This is a genomic window from Acrocarpospora phusangensis (genome assembly GCF_016862995.1).
Taxonomy (GTDB): domain Bacteria; phylum Actinomycetota; class Actinomycetes; order Streptosporangiales; family Streptosporangiaceae; genus Acrocarpospora; species Acrocarpospora phusangensis.
The window spans coordinates 135,206-153,352 of record NZ_BOOA01000002.1; the positions used below are offsets into that span (position 1 = coordinate 135,206).

14 protein-coding genes are annotated in these 18,147 nt (G+C 71.5%); 9 read left to right on the top strand and 5 right to left on the bottom strand.

Going from position 1 to position 18,147, the window contains the following annotated elements:
* Positions 1-17: 17 nt before the first annotated feature.
* From Aph01nite_RS01720 to Aph01nite_RS01730, 3 genes are all read left to right on the top strand, one after another.
* The gene (locus tag Aph01nite_RS01720; RefSeq protein ID WP_204038984.1) at positions 18-1,058 is read left to right on the top strand and encodes an iron-containing alcohol dehydrogenase family protein; all 1,041 of its coding nucleotides are present in this window, start codon (positions 18-20) and stop codon (positions 1,056-1,058) included.
* Positions 1,036-1,794, top strand: coding sequence for a CDP-alcohol phosphatidyltransferase family protein (locus Aph01nite_RS01725; protein WP_204038904.1), 759 nt, complete (start codon positions 1,036-1,038; stop codon positions 1,792-1,794). The genes Aph01nite_RS01720 and Aph01nite_RS01725 overlap by 23 nt, the downstream gene beginning before the upstream one ends.
* A 172-nt stretch (positions 1,795-1,966) precedes the next feature.
* Entirely contained in the window at positions 1,967-2,848 is an 882-nt protein-coding gene (locus Aph01nite_RS01730) for a glycosyltransferase family 2 protein (RefSeq protein WP_204038905.1), read from the top strand.
* Here Aph01nite_RS01730 and Aph01nite_RS01735 read toward each other — a convergent pair.
* The 5 genes from Aph01nite_RS01735 to Aph01nite_RS01755 form a co-directional block, all read right to left on the bottom strand.
* Positions 2,845-3,573, bottom strand: coding sequence for an acetoacetate decarboxylase family protein (locus tag Aph01nite_RS01735; RefSeq protein ID WP_204038906.1), 729 nt, complete (start codon positions 3,571-3,573; stop codon positions 2,845-2,847). The genes Aph01nite_RS01730 and Aph01nite_RS01735 overlap by 4 nt on opposite strands.
* A 41-nt stretch (positions 3,574-3,614) precedes the next feature.
* Complete coding sequence (locus Aph01nite_RS01740; protein WP_204038907.1) at positions 3,615-4,700, bottom strand: glycosyltransferase family 4 protein; 1,086 nt, start codon at positions 4,698-4,700, stop codon at positions 3,615-3,617.
* Positions 4,701-4,760: 60 nt separating this feature from the next.
* On the bottom strand, positions 4,761-6,728 hold the full coding sequence (locus tag Aph01nite_RS01745) for an acyltransferase family protein (RefSeq protein ID WP_204038908.1): 1,968 nt from the start codon (positions 6,726-6,728) through the stop codon (positions 4,761-4,763).
* Positions 6,729-6,972: 244 nt separating this feature from the next.
* Positions 6,973-9,093 carry an LCP family glycopolymer transferase gene (locus tag Aph01nite_RS01750; protein WP_204038909.1) on the bottom strand — a complete coding sequence of 707 codons (2,121 nt, stop codon included), beginning with the start codon at positions 9,091-9,093 and terminating at the stop codon, positions 6,973-6,975.
* 220 nt (positions 9,094-9,313) lie between these two features.
* Entirely contained in the window at positions 9,314-10,738 is a 1,425-nt protein-coding gene (locus tag Aph01nite_RS01755) for a hypothetical protein (RefSeq protein WP_239161314.1), read from the bottom strand.
* A 118-nt stretch (positions 10,739-10,856) separates the two neighbouring features.
* Here Aph01nite_RS01755 and Aph01nite_RS01760 point away from each other — a divergent pair, with 118 nt between their 5' ends.
* From Aph01nite_RS01760 to Aph01nite_RS01785, 6 genes are all read left to right on the top strand, one after another.
* Positions 10,857-12,920 carry a hypothetical protein gene (locus tag Aph01nite_RS01760; RefSeq protein ID WP_239161315.1) on the top strand — a complete coding sequence of 688 codons (2,064 nt, stop codon included), beginning with the start codon at positions 10,857-10,859 and terminating at the stop codon, positions 12,918-12,920.
* A 48-nt stretch (positions 12,921-12,968) separates the two neighbouring features.
* A complete protein-coding gene (locus Aph01nite_RS01765) occupies positions 12,969-13,886 on the top strand; it encodes a glycosyltransferase family 2 protein (protein ID WP_204038987.1) in 918 nt (305 codons plus the stop codon).
* Positions 13,883-14,971, top strand: a complete 1,089-nt coding sequence (locus Aph01nite_RS01770) for a glycosyltransferase family 4 protein (protein WP_204038910.1) — start codon at positions 13,883-13,885, stop codon at positions 14,969-14,971. Before Aph01nite_RS01765 ends, Aph01nite_RS01770 begins: the two co-directional genes overlap by 4 nt.
* A 39-nt stretch (positions 14,972-15,010) precedes the next feature.
* Positions 15,011-15,853 carry a class I SAM-dependent methyltransferase gene (locus Aph01nite_RS01775; RefSeq protein ID WP_204038911.1) on the top strand — a complete coding sequence of 281 codons (843 nt, stop codon included), beginning with the start codon at positions 15,011-15,013 and terminating at the stop codon, positions 15,851-15,853.
* Positions 15,850-16,773, top strand: a complete 924-nt coding sequence (locus Aph01nite_RS01780) for a lysylphosphatidylglycerol synthase domain-containing protein (RefSeq protein WP_204038912.1) — start codon at positions 15,850-15,852, stop codon at positions 16,771-16,773. Before Aph01nite_RS01775 ends, Aph01nite_RS01780 begins: the two co-directional genes overlap by 4 nt.
* 215 nt (positions 16,774-16,988) lie before the next feature.
* On the top strand, positions 16,989-18,122 hold the full coding sequence (locus Aph01nite_RS01785; RefSeq protein ID WP_239161316.1) for a glycosyltransferase family 4 protein: 1,134 nt from the start codon (positions 16,989-16,991) through the stop codon (positions 18,120-18,122).
* The last annotated feature ends 25 nt before the right edge of the window (positions 18,123-18,147 follow it).

Genomic DNA, 18,147 nt, shown 5'->3' on the forward strand with positions numbered 1-18,147 from the left:
TGCCGATTCTGGCAAGGATGCTCCCCGCCCCCCTGCACATGGAGGTGCGCCGGGGCGCGATCGCGCAGCTCGGCCCGCTGCTGGCCGACAGCAGGGTGGCGACCTCGGGGCGGGTGGCCGTCGCGGTGGGCGCCGGCCAGGGCGACCGCATCACCGAGATGGTCACGCCGTCGCTCGGCGAGGCCCAGGTGCTGCGGGTGCCCGACGGCTCGGTCGACGCGGCCATCTCGCTCGGCGCCGACCTGCGCAAGGGCGCGTACGAGGCGGTCGTCGGCATCGGCGGCGGCAAGACCATCGACTGCACCAAGTACGCGGCCTCGCTGGCCGGCATCCCGATGGTGGCGGTGGCCACCAACCTGTCCCACGACGGGATCTGCTCGCCGGTGGCGTCCCTGGTGCACGACGGCGGCAAGGGCTCCTTCGGGGTGCCGATGCCGCTGGCCATCATGGTGGACCTGGACTTCGTGCACGACGCGCCCGCCGCGCTGGTCCGCTCCGGCGTCGGCGACGTGGTCAGCAACCTGTCCGCGATCGAGGACTGGCAGCTCGGCAACAGCGAGCGCGGCGAGCCGATCGACGGGGTGGCGGTGTCGATGGCCAGGACGGCCGCCGAGGCCGTGATGGGCCAGAAGGTGTCCATCGAATCCGACCATTTCCTGACCATGCTGGCCGAAGCTTTGATCCTGTCCGGCATGTCGATGGTCATCGCGGGCTCAAGTCGTCCGACTAGCGGCGGAGACCATGAGATCCTTCATGCCGTGGATCAGCTTTTCCCCGGGACCTCCAACCACGGCGAGCTGGCCGGGATCGGCGCGGCGTTCTGCTACTTCCTCAGGGAAGACGAAGCCCGCCTGACCCAGGTCGTCGACTGCCTGCGGCAGCACCGGCTGCCCGTCACCCACACCGACATCGGCCTCACCGCTGACCAGTTCACCGAGGCCGTCCTGCTGGCCCCCGCCACCCGGCCGGGCCGTTACACCATTCTGGAACACCTGCGGCTGTCCGAGGCCGAGGTTCGCGATCGGGTTGAGGGCTATGTCGACGCCGTCGGTGGCTGAGCTGCGCGCCAAGGCGCAGCCCGAGATGACGATGGAGCGGCGCAACGGCGAGCACTGGGCCGGGCTGCTCTACATGCGCAAGCTGTCCATCTATGTGACGTGGGCGCTGGCCAAGACGCCCATCTCGCCGAACCAGGTGACCGGCCTCATGATCCTCTCCGGCGTGCTGGCCGGGGCGGTCCTGGCGCTGCCGGGCCTGGCGGCGGCGATCGGGGCGGCGCTGCTGATCCAGCTGTACCTGCTGCTGGACTGCTCCGACGGGGAGCTGGCCCGGTGGACCGGGCGCACCTCGATCGCCGGGGTCTACCTGGACCGGGTCGGGCACTACTTCGCCGAGGCGGCCCTGCTGATCGGGCTCGGCTTCCGGGCGTCGGAGACCCTGCCGGACTGGTACACCGTGCTCGGCTTCGCGGCGGCCCTCGGCGCGATCCTGATCAAGTCGGAGACCGACCTGGTGGACGTGGCCAGGGCCAGGTCCGGCATGGTGGCGGCGACCGAGGCGTCGGCGGCGCAGTTCCAGTCGGCCAAGATCCGGATGGCCCGGCGGGCGGCGGCGGCGCTCCGCTTCCACCGGGTGATCCAGGCGGTGGAGCTGTCACTCATCGTGGTGGTCGCGGCCGTGCTGGACCTGTGGTTCCCCGCCACCAGAATCCTCACGGTGGCGTGCGCGATCATCGCGGGCGTGCAGCTTATCCTGCACCTGGTGAGCATCCTGGCCTCCCGGCGGCTGGCCTGATGCGACACCGGAAACCTGGTCTGCCGGACACTTCGCGTTTGGTGGGTGTTCGCCGACGGTTCCGATACCCTTATTCCGCAGCAAGCAGGCATAGATCCGGATTTGACCGCCCATACAGACTCGGTGATCATGAAATCGTGTGTTACCCGCCATGCGTTGGGGCGATGACGCGATGAAGATTTCGTGCGTCATCCTCACCATGGGCAACCGGGTCACCGAGCTGAACCGGGCGGTCGAGTCCGCGCTCACGCAGGTCGACGGCGATGTCGAAGTGGTCATCATCGGCAACGGCGCGGACGTGCCCGAGCTCGCCGCCACCCCGCCGCCGGGCTCCGCGGCCACCGTCAAGACGGTCCGGCTGACCCACAACGCGGGCATCCCCGAAGGCCGCAACCGGGGCGTGCAGGAGTGCTCCGGCGACGTCGTGCTCTTCCTCGACGACGACGGCTGGTACGCGACCGACAAGGTCGCCTCCCACGTCCGGGACCGCTTCGCCGCCGAACCCGACCTGGCGGTGCTCTCGTTCCGGGTGATGGACCCCGACGGCAAGGTCGTCCAGCGGCGGCACGTGCCCCGGCTGCGCGCCGGCGACCCGGAACGCTCCTCCCCGGTGACCACCTTCCTGGGCGGCGCGTGCGCGATCAGGCGCTCCGCCTACCTCCAGGTCGGCGGCCTGCCGGAGAAGTTCTTCTACGCGCACGAGGAGACCGACCTGGCCTGGCGGCTCCTCGGCGAGGACTACCGGATCGAGTACGACGCCGAACCCGTCATGTACCACCCGCTGGTGCTGCCCAGCAGGCACGCCGACTTCTATCGGCTCAACGCCAGGAACCGGGTCTGGCTGGCCCGCCGCAACCTGCCCTGGGCGCTGGCCGCGCTCTACCTGCTCGACTGGGTGGTGCTCACGCTCGTCCGCGAGCGGTCGTCGATGGCGCTCAAGGCGTGGTTCCGCGGCTTCGCCGAGGGCCTGCGCGAACCGGCCGGCGAGCGCCGCCCGATGACGTGGAAGACGGCCTGGCGCATGTTCCGCCTCGGCCGCCCCCCGATCGTCTAGAGGGCGGGCCCGAAGCTCATCCGCAGGTGGCGGATGGTCGAGGTCATCAGCGCGTGCTTGGGCAGGCCCAGCTCGCTCAGCTCCTTGGCGATCGGATGGTTGCCCAGCCGGATCAGCGCCCCGCCCGGCCGCGCCCGCACCCCGCCCGGCCGCATCGTCCAGGCCGTGCGCCGGGTCACCCCGTCCAGATGCGTGTACGCGTCCAGCGCCGGCAGCCCCCGCGCCGGCACCGGCATGCCCGGCCGGATCAGGATGTCCAGGACGAGCCGGCCCTCCCGGCGCAGCACACACCGCTTGTACGGCGAGGACAGCCGCAGGTCGATGTCGGCGAGCTCCTTCGGGAACCCCCAGATCTCCCGGCCGGCCTCCATCGTGAACGCCTGGTCCACCGGCAGCCAGTGCACGAACAGCCCGGACCCGGCCGTGCGCAGATCGTTCAGGCCGGCGCCGAGCGAACGCCGCGGCGGCGGTCCCGCCTCCGGCGGGCGTACCAGGAACGACACTCCGAACTCGTGGTAGGAGTCCAGGTCGGACTCCCGGTATTCGACGAACATCAGCGTGCACAGCGCCTTGCCGGGCAGCACCTCGGTCACGTCCAGCCCCGAATACGCGATCACCGCGCGGGCGGCGTCGGCGCGCACCAGGTACATGGCGGTGCAGGCCGTGGCGTCCCGGATCTCGACGGGAAGGTCGATCCGGCGCCCCTGAATGAGATGACTTGCCATGGCGTCCAGTACATCAATGGCTGGGCGGGCCCGTACAGGCCTCAGGCGGGAACGGCGCGGTGGGAGCTGCGGGCGGCGACCGGGCTGGGGGCGCCCGCCCAGGCCTCCAGGTGGGCCACGAAGGCGCCGGCGCGGTCGGGCCAGTGGAACTCGGCCCGCGCCCGCGCGTGCCCCCGAGCGGTCAGCGCGTGCCGCCGCGCCGGGTCGGCCTTCAGGTCCAGTACGGCCTGCGCCACCGCCTCCGGGTCGCCGAACGGCACCACGATCCCGTCGCCGCGCAGCGCCGCCACGGCCCGGGGCAGCGGCGTGGAGATCACGGGCACACCGCGGGCCAGGTACTCGATGACCTTGGTCGGCAGCGCGTCCCGGTGGGCGGGCACGTCGTGGGCGAGGGACAGGCCGGCCAGCGCGCCCTCCGCCATGCGCAGCGCGTGCCGGTTCGGCACGTACCCGAACCAGTCGAGCAGGCCGGAGCGCTGGGCGTCGCGCAGCAGGGGGCGGATGTGCGGGTCGGCCGGGCCGATCAGGTCCAGCCGGATGCCGTACGGGTGGAGCAGGCGGGCCACCTCGATCAGGTCGGCCGCGCCGCGGGACTCGCCGAGGCGGCCGATGGCGACGATGCGGTTGTCGCCGGAGGGCTTGCTCAGCGCGTCCGGGACGTACGTGTGGTTGGGCACGACCGGGTGTTCCCGGCCGAAGCGGTCCGACTGCTCCGCCAGGATCAGGTGCAGCCGCCGCTCCGCGCGGGCCTCAAGCCGCCGGATGAGCCGGGGCAGCGTCTTGCCGTCCAGCCGCGCGGCCATGTCCTCGTGCACGTCCCAGACGGTCGGCGGGCGGCGGCGGGGCAGGGCCAGCAGCAGGTCCAGGTCGTGCACCAGCAGCAGGTCGGCGTCCCTGGCGCCACGGCGCAGGGCGGCGACGCCCGCCCGGTGGGCGCGGACGCGGTGCAGGCCCACGGCGCGGGGCACGTCGATGGCGCGCAACTCGGGGGCCGGGGTCACGTTGCAGTCGGTGAACGGCGCCACGTACGTCACCTCGTGGCCGGCGTCGAGCAGCGCGCGGATCTGCCGGTGCATGATCCGCGCGTCCTCGGGATGGCGGGTGACCGTGCCGACGCATACCTTCATAGAGCGAGGCTGACCGCCGGTTCCGAAGGAACCGGATGCGGCACGTTAATCCGGGCCGAACTACCGCTGAACTTCCGGCTTCTGATCGCCGGGAACGGTCGCCGGCGCGCTCGGCTTGCGGTAGAGCCAGGTCAGGCGCGGCTCCAGGACCCACCTGAAGATCGTCCTGGTGATGGGCAGGCAGAGGATGATGGCGATCACGAACGCGCCCGCGATGATCGTCAGCGCGCCCAGCGGGCCCTCCAGCCAGGGCAGCTTGAGCCAGCCCAGGTCCTTGGCGATCAGGACCGGGATGCCGTGCAGCAGGTAGCAGTAGAGCGTGCGGGTGCCCAGGTCGGAGAACCAGGTCTCCTTGCGGGGGATCAGCGCCAGCACCGCGAAGCACATCGTCAGGACCCCGGCCAGGAAGACCAGCCGGAAGCCCATGCCGTACCACCAGGACATGTTGAGGTCCTGGTAGCTGAAGCGGAAGTAGAAGATGCTCAGCTTCAGGCGGGAGGCGTACACGGCCAGGAAGCCGACCCAGACGGCCAGCAGGGTCGCGCTGATGACCCTGACCCAGGTGCGCTTGAGCAGGTCGAACCACTCCGGCTTGAAGATCATGCCGAGCACGAAGAACGGCATGAGGCCGAAGAACCTGTCCATGCTGAAGTCCTGCTCCAGCTGGGAGAAGCCGGAGAACAGGTAGACGCCGACGGCCACGGTGAGCGGGTAGCGCATGCGTTTCCACACCGGCGAGGTGAGCCGCCACAGCAGCAGGGCCACCAGATACCAGTTCAGCCAGGCCGGGTCGGTGATGGTGAGGCTCCACTTCTGGCCCAGGGAGTACCTGAGCACGGCGTAGCCGAACTCCACCACCACGTACGGCACCAGGATGGTGTCGACGAGCTTGTTGACCTTGCCACGGGAGTCCCAGAAGTTGCGGGACAGATAGCCACTGATCATGACGAACAGCGGCATGTGGAAGGAGAAGAAGAAGATGTACGCCGCCCGGTTGGCGTCGGCCCCCACCGTGTCGCGCAGCGCGTGCGAGGCCACCACGGTCGCGATCAGCAAAAACTTCACATTGTCGAGGTACGGCTCACGCTGCTTCTTGGCCACGGGCGGCGGCGCGGGCTCCTCGTCCCACTCCGGCCGGGCCGGCGTCCAGGGCGTGCCCCGGGTGGGGATCTGGGCCTGCGTGCCCTGCGCCCACGCGGGGAGCGGGATCGGCTGCGACAGGGACCGGTCGTGGTCGCGGGAGGGGTCGAACGACTCGGGGGCGGCGGGCAGGGCCGTGCCCGGCGGGTCGTACGGGTTGCGGCGGCGCCACGGGCTCCACTCGTCCGGCGCGTTGATGGGGCCGGTCGGGTCGGGCCACTGCGGGCCCGGCTGCTGCGGGGGAGCGCTGGGGCTGCCCTGGGCGCGCGCGGGCGGGTAGGTCGTGTCGTGCGCGAAGGGGTCCTGCTGGGGCGCCCGGGGGTCGGGCTGGGGGCCGCGCGGGTCCTGCCCGGGGAATCCGGGCCTGGGGGCCTGCGACAGGCCCTGGGACGCCTGCGGGCCCAGAGGGTCGCGGGGATCGCGGGAGTCGTGCGGGTCCCGGAGGGTGTAGGGATCGACCGGAGGCGCCTGCCGGAAGCCCCCGGTCGTGCTCCCGCCCCCTAAGCCACCCGAACCTCCCGGCCCGCCCGAACCTCCCGGCCCGCCCGGCCGGGGGGTCGCACCGGTGCCGGCCGGGCCTCCGCCGCCGAAGTAGTCGAAGGACGGCGCGCCGCCGTCGGCCTGCTGGTCGCGTCCCTGGCGGTTGCGCGGCCGGCGCACCGGCAGCGGGTCGCCGGGGCCCTGCATGGGCGGCGGCAGCTGCCGCCCGGGCTCGGCGGGCCCGGGACCCCCGGCGGGGTCGGCCATGTCGTCGGTGATCCTGCTGATTACACCGGTCGGCTCGTCCTCGACGATCCGCCCCATCACGCCCGTTGGCGCGTCTTCGACGTCGGGGTCGACGCCAGGGCGCGAAGGCGGAACGGAGGGACGGTGTCGGAGCTCACTCACGGGGAAACGCTCAGCTATCTGTCGGAGACCGGGGGGCCGGCCGTGAGCCGGAGGGGAATCCGAGTCACGCCCTAGTCGGACATTAGCGAAGGCGCCCCAGAGGATCAGGCGAACCTGGGAAGCGGGACGCGTCCACAAGACCTTTTACTTTACCGTCCTCGACCCTCGAATGTCCCCTGGGGTCGCGAACGTGATCAATGCGACATCCGGCCGGAGTGGGATTTCGGTCCACCCCGGCCGGATTTCAGGTCTGGCAGATATCGGTCTGGGAGTCGACCGTGGACGCGTCCTCGGTCGCCGCTAGCGGGATCTTGACACCCTTGAAGTCCGCCCCGATCACCAGCTGGATGACGGGCCCGACGGCCTTCTTGTCCGCGTCCGGGGGCGGCGTGACCGGCGTGTACTTGTTCGGGGCCGACGGCGTGATGGGCTTGGTGTCGGGCTTCACCTCGTTCAGCAGCGAGGCGGCGAGGAGCTTCGAACCCTCCCAGCCCGAACCCTTGTAGCTGATCGTCGTGGTCGGCCGGTCCACGCCGTCCGCGCCGATGCCGTTGCCCAGCGTGGTGACCTTGAAGCCCTGCGCGGACAGCTGGTCGGCGACCTCCTTGGCCTTGCCGGCGGTGTCGGTGCCGTTGATGACCTGCACCCGCACCTGGGCGGCCTCGGTGGGCTTGGGGCTGTTGTCCACCGGCGCGGACGGGTTCGCGCTCGCGCTCGCGGACGGCGCCGGAGCGACCTCGGTGTCGTGCACGATCGAGGAGAACAGGTTGTTGGCGGCCGGCTGCTTGAACTGCACCCGGTTCTTGTCGCCGGAGAACGGCTCCCACGGCACGGTGGTCGCCTTGAAGCCCTTCGCGGTCAGCTTGCCGGCGCTGCGCGCGATCTCGATCAGCCGCTCGGTGTTGAGGCGGTTGTCCATCTGCACCGACTTGCTGGCCGCCTCCACGAAGCCGAGCAGCCGGCCCGGGTCGGTGAGCATGGCGCTGCTGGTGGCCTTCTTCACCACCTGCGAAATGAAGATCTGCTGGCGCCTGATCCGGCCGATGTCGCTGCCGTCGCCGAGCTGGTAGCGGGCCCGCACGTACGCCAGGGCGGCCTCGCCCTTCACGACCTGCTCGCCCGCCTTGAGGTTGAGCTTGGCCTTCGGGTCCACCACGGCCTGCGGCACGCAGATCTGGATGCCGTCCAGCGCGTCCACGATGTTCTTGAAGCCGGTGAAGTCGACCTTGATGTAGTGGTCCACCGGGATGTTGGTCAGGGTCTCGATGGTGCGCCGGGTGCAGAGCATGCCGCCGTTGTTGAACGCCTCGTTGATCTGCGCGAAGTGGCTGGGCCTGATCTGGCCGTCGGCGTTCTTGCACTCCGGGATCTGCACCATCGCGTCACGCGGGAAGCTGATCAGGCGGGCGCCGTCCCGGTTGGGCGTGATGTGCAGGAGCATGATCGTGTCGGTGCGCTCGGTCTTGTCCTCGCGGGAGGCCTTCTGGCCGTACTTGCTGTTGTCGCCGGCGCGGGTGTCGGAGCCGACCAGGAGCACGTTGATCGCGCCGGTCTGGTTCTCCGGGCGGTTCTTGTCCAGCTCGTCGGTGGACTCACCGAAGTCGATGTTGGAGCGGGTGCGGCTGTAGATCGTGTACGCCGTGAGGGTGCCGAGGACGAGCAGCGAGGTGAGGACCACGCTGGTCCAGCCGAGCAGGCCCAGGCCCTTGCCGCCGCCTCCCTTGTCGCCCTTGCCCTTCTTGGCGGGAGGCTTCTGCGGGGGTGCCGGGGGAGCGCCGACGGGCGTGGCCACGGACGTGGCCACGGACGCGGCGGCCGACTCGGGCAGCGGGTCGTAGCCGTCGTCCTCTTTCTTCCGCCGGCCCCAGCGCAGCCGCCGCGGCTCGTCGTCATCGTCGAAGCGGTCGCCCACGCCCCAGCGGTGCTCGTCGAAGTCCGGGTCGCCGCCCTCCGCCCGCCGTCCGCGCGGGCCCTGCTCCTCGAACGGGGCCGGCTGGTACTCCTCGTAGGCGTCCTGCCCGTACGGCTGCTGCTGCGGATACCCGCCCGGCGGGAACCCCTGCTGCTGGTACGGATCGGGCTGGTAGGGGTCGGGCTGCCACCCCTGGGGACCGGGCGGGCCCTGGTACTGCTGGCCGTACTGCTGCTGCTGCTGCTCGAACTGCTGCGGATCGTACTGCTGCTGGTCGTACTGGGGTTCCGGCTGTTGCCGGCGGCGGCGGGTGGGGTGGCCGTAGGTGACGGGCTCGCTGTGGGTGCCGTAGACGGGCTGGTCGCCGGGGCCGTACGCGTGCGGGCCGGTTTCTGACTGCCCCCAGACCGGCTGGTCCTGGTCGTGCGAGGGGCGGTGCCGGTGGTCGCTCATACCGTCTCCTCGCCTGAGGTCGCTTCGAGGGCACGGGCGAGGAGTCGGCTCGGGTTACAGGTTCGCTCGCTCATTGCGCTCTTGAGGGTAGGTCACCGGCCGGTTCGCGGCGCGGCGATCTCGGGTTTTCGCGGGGGTCCCACCCGACGGTCGCCCGGGTGATCTAGAGGCACAGCATACTCAAACAGGGACATTTCACGGTATGCGAATGGGGTCCGCTTTACGTGTTATTCACGAAACTCCCAGGTAGATCGGCTGCGACGGGCGTCTCGGGCCTTGGAGCGAGGGACCTGGCGGCGGCCATGCAGGCGAGCGGAAGCGCGGGCAGGACGTAGCGGTAGTCGAAGACAGCGGTCGCCACGGGGACGACGAGCAGGGCCACGGAGAGGGTCCACGGAAGGCCCCAGCGGGCGTCCCGAGGGGGGTCCGGACGCGGTCGCCGGAGCCGGGTGGCCGCCGCGACGGGAGGGATCAGGAGGATCACCAGGACGAGGGGTCCCGGCAGGGCGGCAACGTCCTGGTAGGCGCGGATCCAGCCCGCGTACGGCTCCTCGATCCGGGTGGCGATGGGCCCCTGCTCGTACTGTTCGGCGTATTCGGCGCCCACGGTCGCCACGTACCGGACCGGTGGGGGCGGGGTGGTGGCCGGGAACTCGTAGGAGTCGTAGACCTCTTTGTCTGGGTAGATCGGGCGGCCGGGGGTGAAGGTCCTGGCCAGTTCGGTGAGCAGCGAGGTCGCGTACTCGATCGGCTGGCTGCGGACGGCGAGCAGCGCGAACCGCTGGGCGAGTTCGTCGGTCTCCCGCGTGAACGTGATCCCGGGCAGCTTGACCAGCGGCGACGCCGGATCCCAGGCGTAGAACTGCGGGGGCGGGCGTTCGCCGGGGGGCCTCGGGTCGCAGAGCACGGCGACGTCCGGTGGCGGCCGCATCACGGCGCAGTCGGCGAAGGTCATCGTCCGGACGTACAGGAAGACGCCGTTGGAGCCGACCAGGCCGGGGCGGTGGTAGGTGGCCTGGAACCAGCCCGCGTACGCGGCGACGGGCAGCAGGGCCCCGGCGAGCATGATCGCGGCCGCGCGGAGGCCGCCGTACCGGACGAGGAAGAACGCCACGACGGCGATCAGCGGGAGCCCGATCGTGCGGGTGAGGGTCGCCGCCGCCAGCAGGAGGCCGATGGCCAGCGCCCGCCGCCACCCGAGCGGGCCGAGACCCAGCCAGACGGCCAGGGCGATCAGGAACATGAACAGCGTGTCCGAGACCAGCAGATGCTCCAGCTCGACCTGGTACGCGTCGAGCAGCACCGGCGCCGCCGCCAGCGCGCCGATCCACGGCTTCCACCGGCGTGCCACCAGGTAGACCAGCACCCCGGTGGCGAGGCCGAGCACGTGCTGCACGAACGCCACGGCCGCGAAGCTGTGGAACGGTTCCAGCAGCCGCAGGAACATGGAGTATCCGGCCGGGCGCACCAGGTCCGGCCGCGGGCGCATGGCCGTCACGACATAGGTATACGAATCCGGGAACCAGAGCGCGGGCCGGTATCCCAGCATCGCCGTCAGCCGCAGCAGTCCGCCGACCACGGCGAGCCCGGCGAACCACCCATGCCGCCTCAGCCATGGCGAAACCGCCCGGACTGCCACGTTCACGCCCCTCCCTGGATTCGCCCGCTCACGGTACCGGTCCTGAGCTCCCAGGACTCCCGTTACGCTCTCGCCTATTCGGAAGCTCAAGATTGATCGTTCGCGGTGGCCGTCGACGGGCAGGGTGCTCGCCGTCGGGTCGGCCGCGCCCGTGCTCGCGCTGGTGGGCTGGCTGCTCGCGGGACTGCCGCTCGCCCTGGCGGGCTGGTTCTCGCCCTGGGCGATGTGGCCCGCCGGAGTCGCGCTCGCGGCGGCCACCGTCTGGTACGGCCTGCGCCGCCTCCCCGAGACCGTGCCCGCCACGGCGCTCCAGACCGGCGCGGTCCTCGCCGTCACCGCGGCCTCCGGCGTCCTCAACGCGATCCTCCACACCGAGCAGCTGATCGTCCGGCGCGACCCGGCGAGCTACGCGCAGTACACGATCTGGCTGGCCGGGCACGGCCGGGTGCCGATCCCGGCGGACGCCGCCGCGTTCGGCGGGCCCGATCCGGCGCTGCGCTTCGACAGCATGGGCTTCTACCTGCAGGACGGCGTGATCGTGCCGCAGTTCATGCCGGGCACCCCGATCCTGAACGCCGCCGCGCAGTGGCTCGGCGGGGTGGGCGGGCTGCTGCTGGCCCCGCCCGTGCTGGGAGCGCTGGCGGTGCTGGTCTTCGCGGGGACGGTCGCCCGCCTGGCGGGGGCCCGCTGGGCACCGCTGGCCGCGCTCACGTTCGCGGTGTGCCTGCCGATCCTCTACACCTCCCGGTCGATCTTCAGCGAGATCCCGTCGCTGATCCTGCTGTTCGGCGGGATGACCCTGATGCTGGACGCCCGGTTCCGGGTGCGGAGCGGGCTCACCGGGGTGGGCTATCTGCCCGCCGACCGGGACGAGCAGCCGGCCGGGGCGATGCGGAGCGCGCTGCTGGCGGGGCTGGCGTTCGGGCTGGCGCTGCTGGTCCGCATCGACGGCCTCCGCGACGTGCTGCCGGTGCTGGCGTACGGGGGGGTGCTGATCGCGCTGGATCGGGTGTCCCGGGGTGAGGGTAAGCGCATATTTCCGGATGGGCGGCTGGGGGTGCCGCTGCTGGTCGGGCTCGGGGTCGGCAGCGCGTGCGGGTTCGTGGCGGGATATTTCCTCGCACGGCCTTATCTGGAGTATCTGTCCGGTTCACTGGTGCCGCTGGTGGCCGTCTGCGCGGTCGTCCTGGTGCTGACCGCGGTGGGAGCCGCGTTCGCCCCCAGAATCACGTGGCGATCGGTCAGATGGCTGCCGGAGATCGCCGCCGGGCTCGTCGGGCTGATCCTGGTCGCGTTCGCGGTCCGCCCCTGGCTGGAGACCGTGCGGCGCACCCCCACCACCCCCGAGGACGAGCTGACCGCCAGGTTCATCGAGGCCACCCAGCTCGCCAACGGCCTCCCGATCGACCGCGAACGGCTGTACTACGAGGACTCCCTGTACTGGGTGGTCTGGTACGTCGGGGTGCCGGTGGTCGTGCTGGCCACGCTGGCGGCGGCCGTACTCGTGCGGCGGATGGCGCGCGGGCGCGGATTCGTCTGGCTGCTGCCGCTGGCGATCATCGGCTGGACCACGGTGACCACCCTCTACCGGCCGGCCATCACCCCCGACCACCCGTTCGCCGCCCGCCGCCTGGTCCCGATCGTGCTCCCCGGCCTGATCCTGCTGGCCGTCTGGGGCCTGCGCCGCCTCCGCGACCGCGCCCGGAAGTCCGGGTACGGCTCCCGCCTCCTGCTCGCCGCCGGCGCGCTCCTGATCGTGGTCCCCGCCGCCGTCACCTCCATCGGCACCGCCTTCACCCCGATCGAACGCGGCGAGGCCGCCGCCGTGGCCGGCCTGTGCGCGGCGATCCCCCCGGACGCCCCCGTCCTGATCGTGGAACGGGTGACCGGCGACCGTTACACCCAGCTGATCCGGGGCCAGTGCGGCCACCCGGCGGCCCGGGTGGCCCTGCCGGGCGCGGCCGACGTCGCCGCCGAGGCCGACGTGCGCCGGCTGGTCGCCGCCACCCGGGCCACCGGCCGCGTGCCCGTCCTGCTGGCGGCCGAATCCGACCAGCTCGCCCGATACGGTCACCCTGTGCAGGCGCTCGGCCTCGTCACCCGGCAGGACGAACGCTCGCTGACCCACCCCCCGGACGGCACCTGGACACTCACCACGAACGTGTGGCTGGCAGTCCCGGATAATTGATGTGGGATCGCCGGGCGGCCGGGCAGAGTACCCTCGTCCGTCGTGAGCATGCCCATGGAGACTGGAAGCGACGTGGAAGCCAACCCCTACGTGACGATCGTGCTGCCGTGCTACAACGAGCAGGATCACGTCATCGACGAGGTCGAGCGCATCTGCGCGGCCATGGACGCCAGTGGGTACAGCTACGAGCTGCTCGCCGTGGACGACTGCTCGGCGGACGAGACGCTGCTGCGCCTGCGCGAGGCCGCGCCGCGCTTCCCGAACATGCGGGTCAAGGCGTTCCACCGCAACGGCGGCTCCGGCACGGTGCGGCGGATCGGCTCGCAGGAGGCGCGCGGCGAGATCGTCGTGTGGACCGACGCGGACATGACCTACCCGAACGAGCGTATTCCCGAACTGGTCCAGATCCTGGAGAAGGACCCGACGGTGGACCAGGTCGTCGGGGCGCGGACCAGCGAGGAGGGCTCGCACAAGCTGCTGCGGGTGCCCGCCAAGTGGGTCATCAGGAAGGTGGCCGAGCGGCTGGCCGGGCAGCGGATCCCGGACCTCAACTCGGGGCTGCGGGCGTTCCGGAAGTCGGTGGCCAGGCCGTACCTGCGGTTGCTGCCGCCGGGGTTCTCGTGCGTGACCACGATCACGCTGGCGTTCCTGTCCAACCAGCACGACGTCTACTACCTGCCGATCGACTACGCCAAGCGGGCCGGGAAGTCCAAGTTCAGCTTCTTCTCCGACGCGTACCGCTACATCCTGCAGGTGTTGCGGATGATCATGTACTTCAACCCGCTCAAGGTGCTCATGCCGCCCGCGCTCTGGCTGGTCGGGATCGGCGTCGTCAAGGGTGTGTACGACGTGGTCCGCTACGGCTTCTACCTGACCAGCAACACCATCGTGATCTTCCTGTCCGGGATGCTCATCGGGTCCGTGGCGCTGCTGGCCGACCTCATCGTGAGGTCCAGGGGCGAATGAGCCTCAAGAGAAAGAGGATCGTCGTCGTCGGGCCCACGTATCCGTACAAGGGGGGCGGGGCTCAGCACACCACCGAGCTGGCCAGGCGGCTGGGCGCGGCCGGGCACGACGTGGTGCTGGAGTCGTGGAAGGCCCAGTATCCGTCCTTCCTCTACCCCGGGCAGCAGACCATCGACGTGCCCGAGGGCGAGCCGTTCGCGGCCACCAACCGGGTGCTGGACTGGCGCCGCCCCGACGGCTGGCTCCGCAGGGGCCGCCTGTTCCGCACCGCCGACCTGGTCGTCCTCGTGCTCCTCAGCCCGGTCCAGGTCCCGCCCTACCTCGGCATCCTGTACGGCCTGCGCCGCCGGACCCGGGTGGTCGCCCTCTGCCACAACGTGCTCCCGCACGAGGGCACGTTCTACGACCGGCCGCTCGTCCGGCGGCTGCTGCGGCGGGTGGACGCCGTGCTGACCCACTCCGAGCAGCAGGCGGCCCTGGCCAGGGAACTGACCGGCAAGCCGGTACGGGTGGCCGTGATGGCACCGCACCTGCCGGTGGGCGCCGTGGCGAAGGCGGCGGCCGGGAAGCCGTTCCGGCGGCTGCTGTTCTTCGGGATCGTCCGGCCGTACAAGGGGCTGGATCTGCTGCTGCGGGCGCTGGCCAGGACGCCGGGCGTGACGCTCACGGTGGCGGGGGAGTTCTGGGGCGGGCAGGACGCCACCCGCGCGCTCATCGGCGAGCTGGGGCTGGCCGACCGGGTGGAGCTGCGGCCCGGGTACGTGGCCGAGGCGGACGTGCCGGAGCTGTTCGGGCGGGCCGACGCGCTGGTGCTGCCGTACCGGTCGGCCACGGCCTCGCAGAACGTGTGGCTCGGGCACGAGCACGGCGTTCCGGTCATCGCCACCCGGGTAGGGGCGCTGCCCGACAACGTCACCGACGACGTGGACGGCCTGCTGGTCGAGCCGGGTTCCGCGGACGCGCTGGCGGACGCGCTGGCGCGCTTCTACGAGCCGGGGACGCCGGAACGGCTGCGGGCGGGCGTCAAGGCGGTCGATCCCGAGCCGTACTGGGCGGCTTACCTGCCTGAACTGCTCGCCGAGTAGCTACTGTTGGTCCGCAGTCGAGAGGGGTGGGGACGGCCCGTGGTCAGGGAACGCGCCGCGCAGCTGGAGTACTCCGAGTTCCAGTCGGCGATGCTGGACGAGGCGAAACGGCGGCGCAAGGCCGCCAAGATCATCGCTGTGCTCGGGCACTTCCTCGGGCGCTCGGGGGAGGCGCCGCTGGACGGGCTGACCGTGGGCGACGTCGGGTGCTCCGCCGGGTTCATCGCGGACGAGCTGGCGGAGGCGGGCGCGCGGCGCACGTTCGGGATCGACATCGACGTGCCGGGGCTGCGGAAGGCGTCCGAACGGTTCGGGAAGCGGGTCGCGTTCGTGTGCGCGGACGGCGGGGCGCTGCCGTTCCCCGACGGATCCGTGGACGTGCTGGTCTTCAACCACATCTACGAGCACGTGGTGGACCCGGACGCGGTGATCCGCGACATGCACCGGGTGCTGTCCGACGACGGCGTGCTCTACCTTGGCCTCGGCAACCGGCTGGGGATCATGGAGCCGCACTACAGGCTGCCGTTCCTGTCGTACCTGCCGCCGGGGCCCGCGGACCGTTACGTACGGGCGTTCGGCCGGGCCGACAACTATTACGAGCGGTTCAGGACCCGGGGCGGGCTGCGGCGGATGCTGCGCGACTTCCACGTCTGGGACTACACCTTCCCGGTGCTGGCTTCCCCGGAGCGGTTCGCCGGGGGCGAGCTGTTCCCCGGCACGGTCGGGCGGATGGCCAAGGCCACGCTGGAGCGCACGCCGCGTCCGGTGCTGGCGGGGCTGCTCCCGGTCGTGCCGACCTACCTGTGGGTGGCCACCAAGACGCCGCGCCGGCCGCTCGGCCCGGTGTTGCCGCAGCCGCCCGCGGCGGTCCTGCCCCGGTGAGCGTACGCGGCCTGGTCCGGGCCGGCTTCCTGCTGGTCGCGCTCGGGTTCGGGGTCTGGGCGGTGGCCGGGCAGTGGGACCAGGTGACCGCCGGGCTGGCCCGCCTGTCCTGGGGGGTGCTGGCGGCGTCCTTCGTGGCCGTGGTCGCGGCCCTGTTCGCGGGCATGCTGATGTGGCGGGCGCTCCTGGCCGACCTGGGCTCGCCGCTCCGGGTGGCCGACGCCGCGAAGATCCTCTTCGTCGGGCAGCTCGGCAAGTACATCCCCGGGTCGATCTGGCCGATGATCGCCCAGATGGAGATGGGCCGCGACCACGGCGTGCCCCGGGAGCGCAGCGCCGCCGCCTTCTTCCTGACCTATCCGATCTATCTGGCGAGCGGGCTCTTCGTGGCCGCCGTGACGCTGCCGGCGTTCGCCGGTGAGTCCGTCGCCGGGTACGCCTGGCTGCTGCTCCTGATCCCCCTGGTGGTCGCCGGGCTCCACCCGTCCGTGGTCAACGGCGCGCTCAACCTGGGCCTGCGCCTGCTCCGCCGCCCGCCGCTGGAGCGCCCGCTCAGCCGCCGCGGCGTGCTCACCTCCGCCGGCTGGGCCTTCGCCGGCTGGGCCGCCTACGGCGTGCACCTGGCCCTGATCGTGTACGGCCTGGGCGGGACGGGACCCCGCGCGGTCATCCTCAGCTTCGGCGCGTTCGCCTTGGCCTGGTGCCTGGGCTTCCTGTTCGTGATCGCCCCGGCAGGGGCCGGCGTCCGGGAGGTCGCCATGATCGCCGCCCTGGCGCCCGTGCTCGACCGGGGGTCGGCCATCGCGGCGGCCCTGGTCTCCCGGGTGGTCGTCTCGGCGGGCGACCTGGTGTGCGCCGCCGTCGCCGGGGCCAGAAGCCGCCAGCAGATCGGCGCAAATCTCGATAAATCCGTGGAATAGCCACGGAATCCGTATCTGGGCGATATCTAGCCATGTGATTTCGCTCACGATCCCTGGAACCTAGTTCTACAGTTGGAGAGAAGGGCGAAGGGGGATCGGGGACAGCCCACAAGGCGATTCCACCCAGTTGCTGGGGGATCCTCCACGCATGGCGACAACGCGCTGGCGTCCGGTTCGAGGGTCCGGGCGGCTCGCGGTGAGGGGAGCGAACCTTCGTGAAACCCCGTGTGCTCGTCGACGCGGCGGCTGTTCCCGCCGACCGAGGCGCCTTGATCAGATATGTCGACGGACTGCTGGCCGCGCTGCACCAGGCCGGAGCCGATCTCGCCGTGGTGTGCCAGCGCGCCGACGCCGAGCGGTACGGGCGCATGGCGCCCTCGGCGCGGATCCTGCCCGGCCCGCCCGCCATCACCAACCGGGGCGCGCGGCTGGTGTGGGAGCAGACCGGAGTGCCGGTGCTCGCCCGGCAGGTGGGCGCCGACGTGATCCACTCGCCTTCCTATTCGATCCCGCTGCGGGCCGGGGTGCCGACCGTGGTGACCGTGCACGACGTGACCTGGTTCACCGAACCCGAGTGCCGGGGCCCGGCCAAGGCGTCGTACGTGCGCTCGGCCACCCGTACGGCGGTGCGGGGGGCGAACAGGGTGATCGTGCCCTCCAAGGCCACCAGGGACGAGCTGATCCGGGTGCTGGGCGCGGACCCGACCCGGATCGACGTGGCCTACCACGGCGTCGATCCCGAGCTGTTCCACCGGCCGGCCGAGGCCGAGGTGCGGCGGGTGTCGGACCGGCTGGGGCTGCACGGGTATCCGTACGTGGCCTCGCTGGGGACGCTGGAGCGGCGGAAGAACGTGCCGAATCTGGTGCGGGGGTTCGCGCGGGCCGTACAGGATCTGGCGCGGCCGCCCGCGCTGGTGCTGGCCGGCGGGCTGATCGAGGAGCCCGACGCGGAGGTGGACGCGGCGGTGCGCGAACTGCCCCCGGGGGTGCGGGTGGTGCGGACCGGGTACCTGCCGTTCTCCGATCTGGCCGGGTTCTACGGTGGCGCGCTGGTGGCGGCCTTCCCCTCGCTGGTGGAGGGGTTCGGCATGCCGGTGCTGGAGGCGATGGCCTGCGGCGCGGCCGTGCTCACCACGCGGCGGACGTCGCTGCCCGAGGTGGGCGGTGACGCGGTGGCCTACACCGAGCCGGACGCCGCCAGCATCGGGACCGCGCTGCGCGCCCTGCTCGACTCCAAGGACCGGAGGGCGGCTTTGGGCGAGGCCGGAGCGGCGAGGTCGCGCGAGTTCACCTGGGCGGCTTCCGCGGAGGCGCACCTGACGACGTACCAGCGGGCCCTGGAGCGTTGACGCAGGTGTTGCCTTAGAGCGTTAA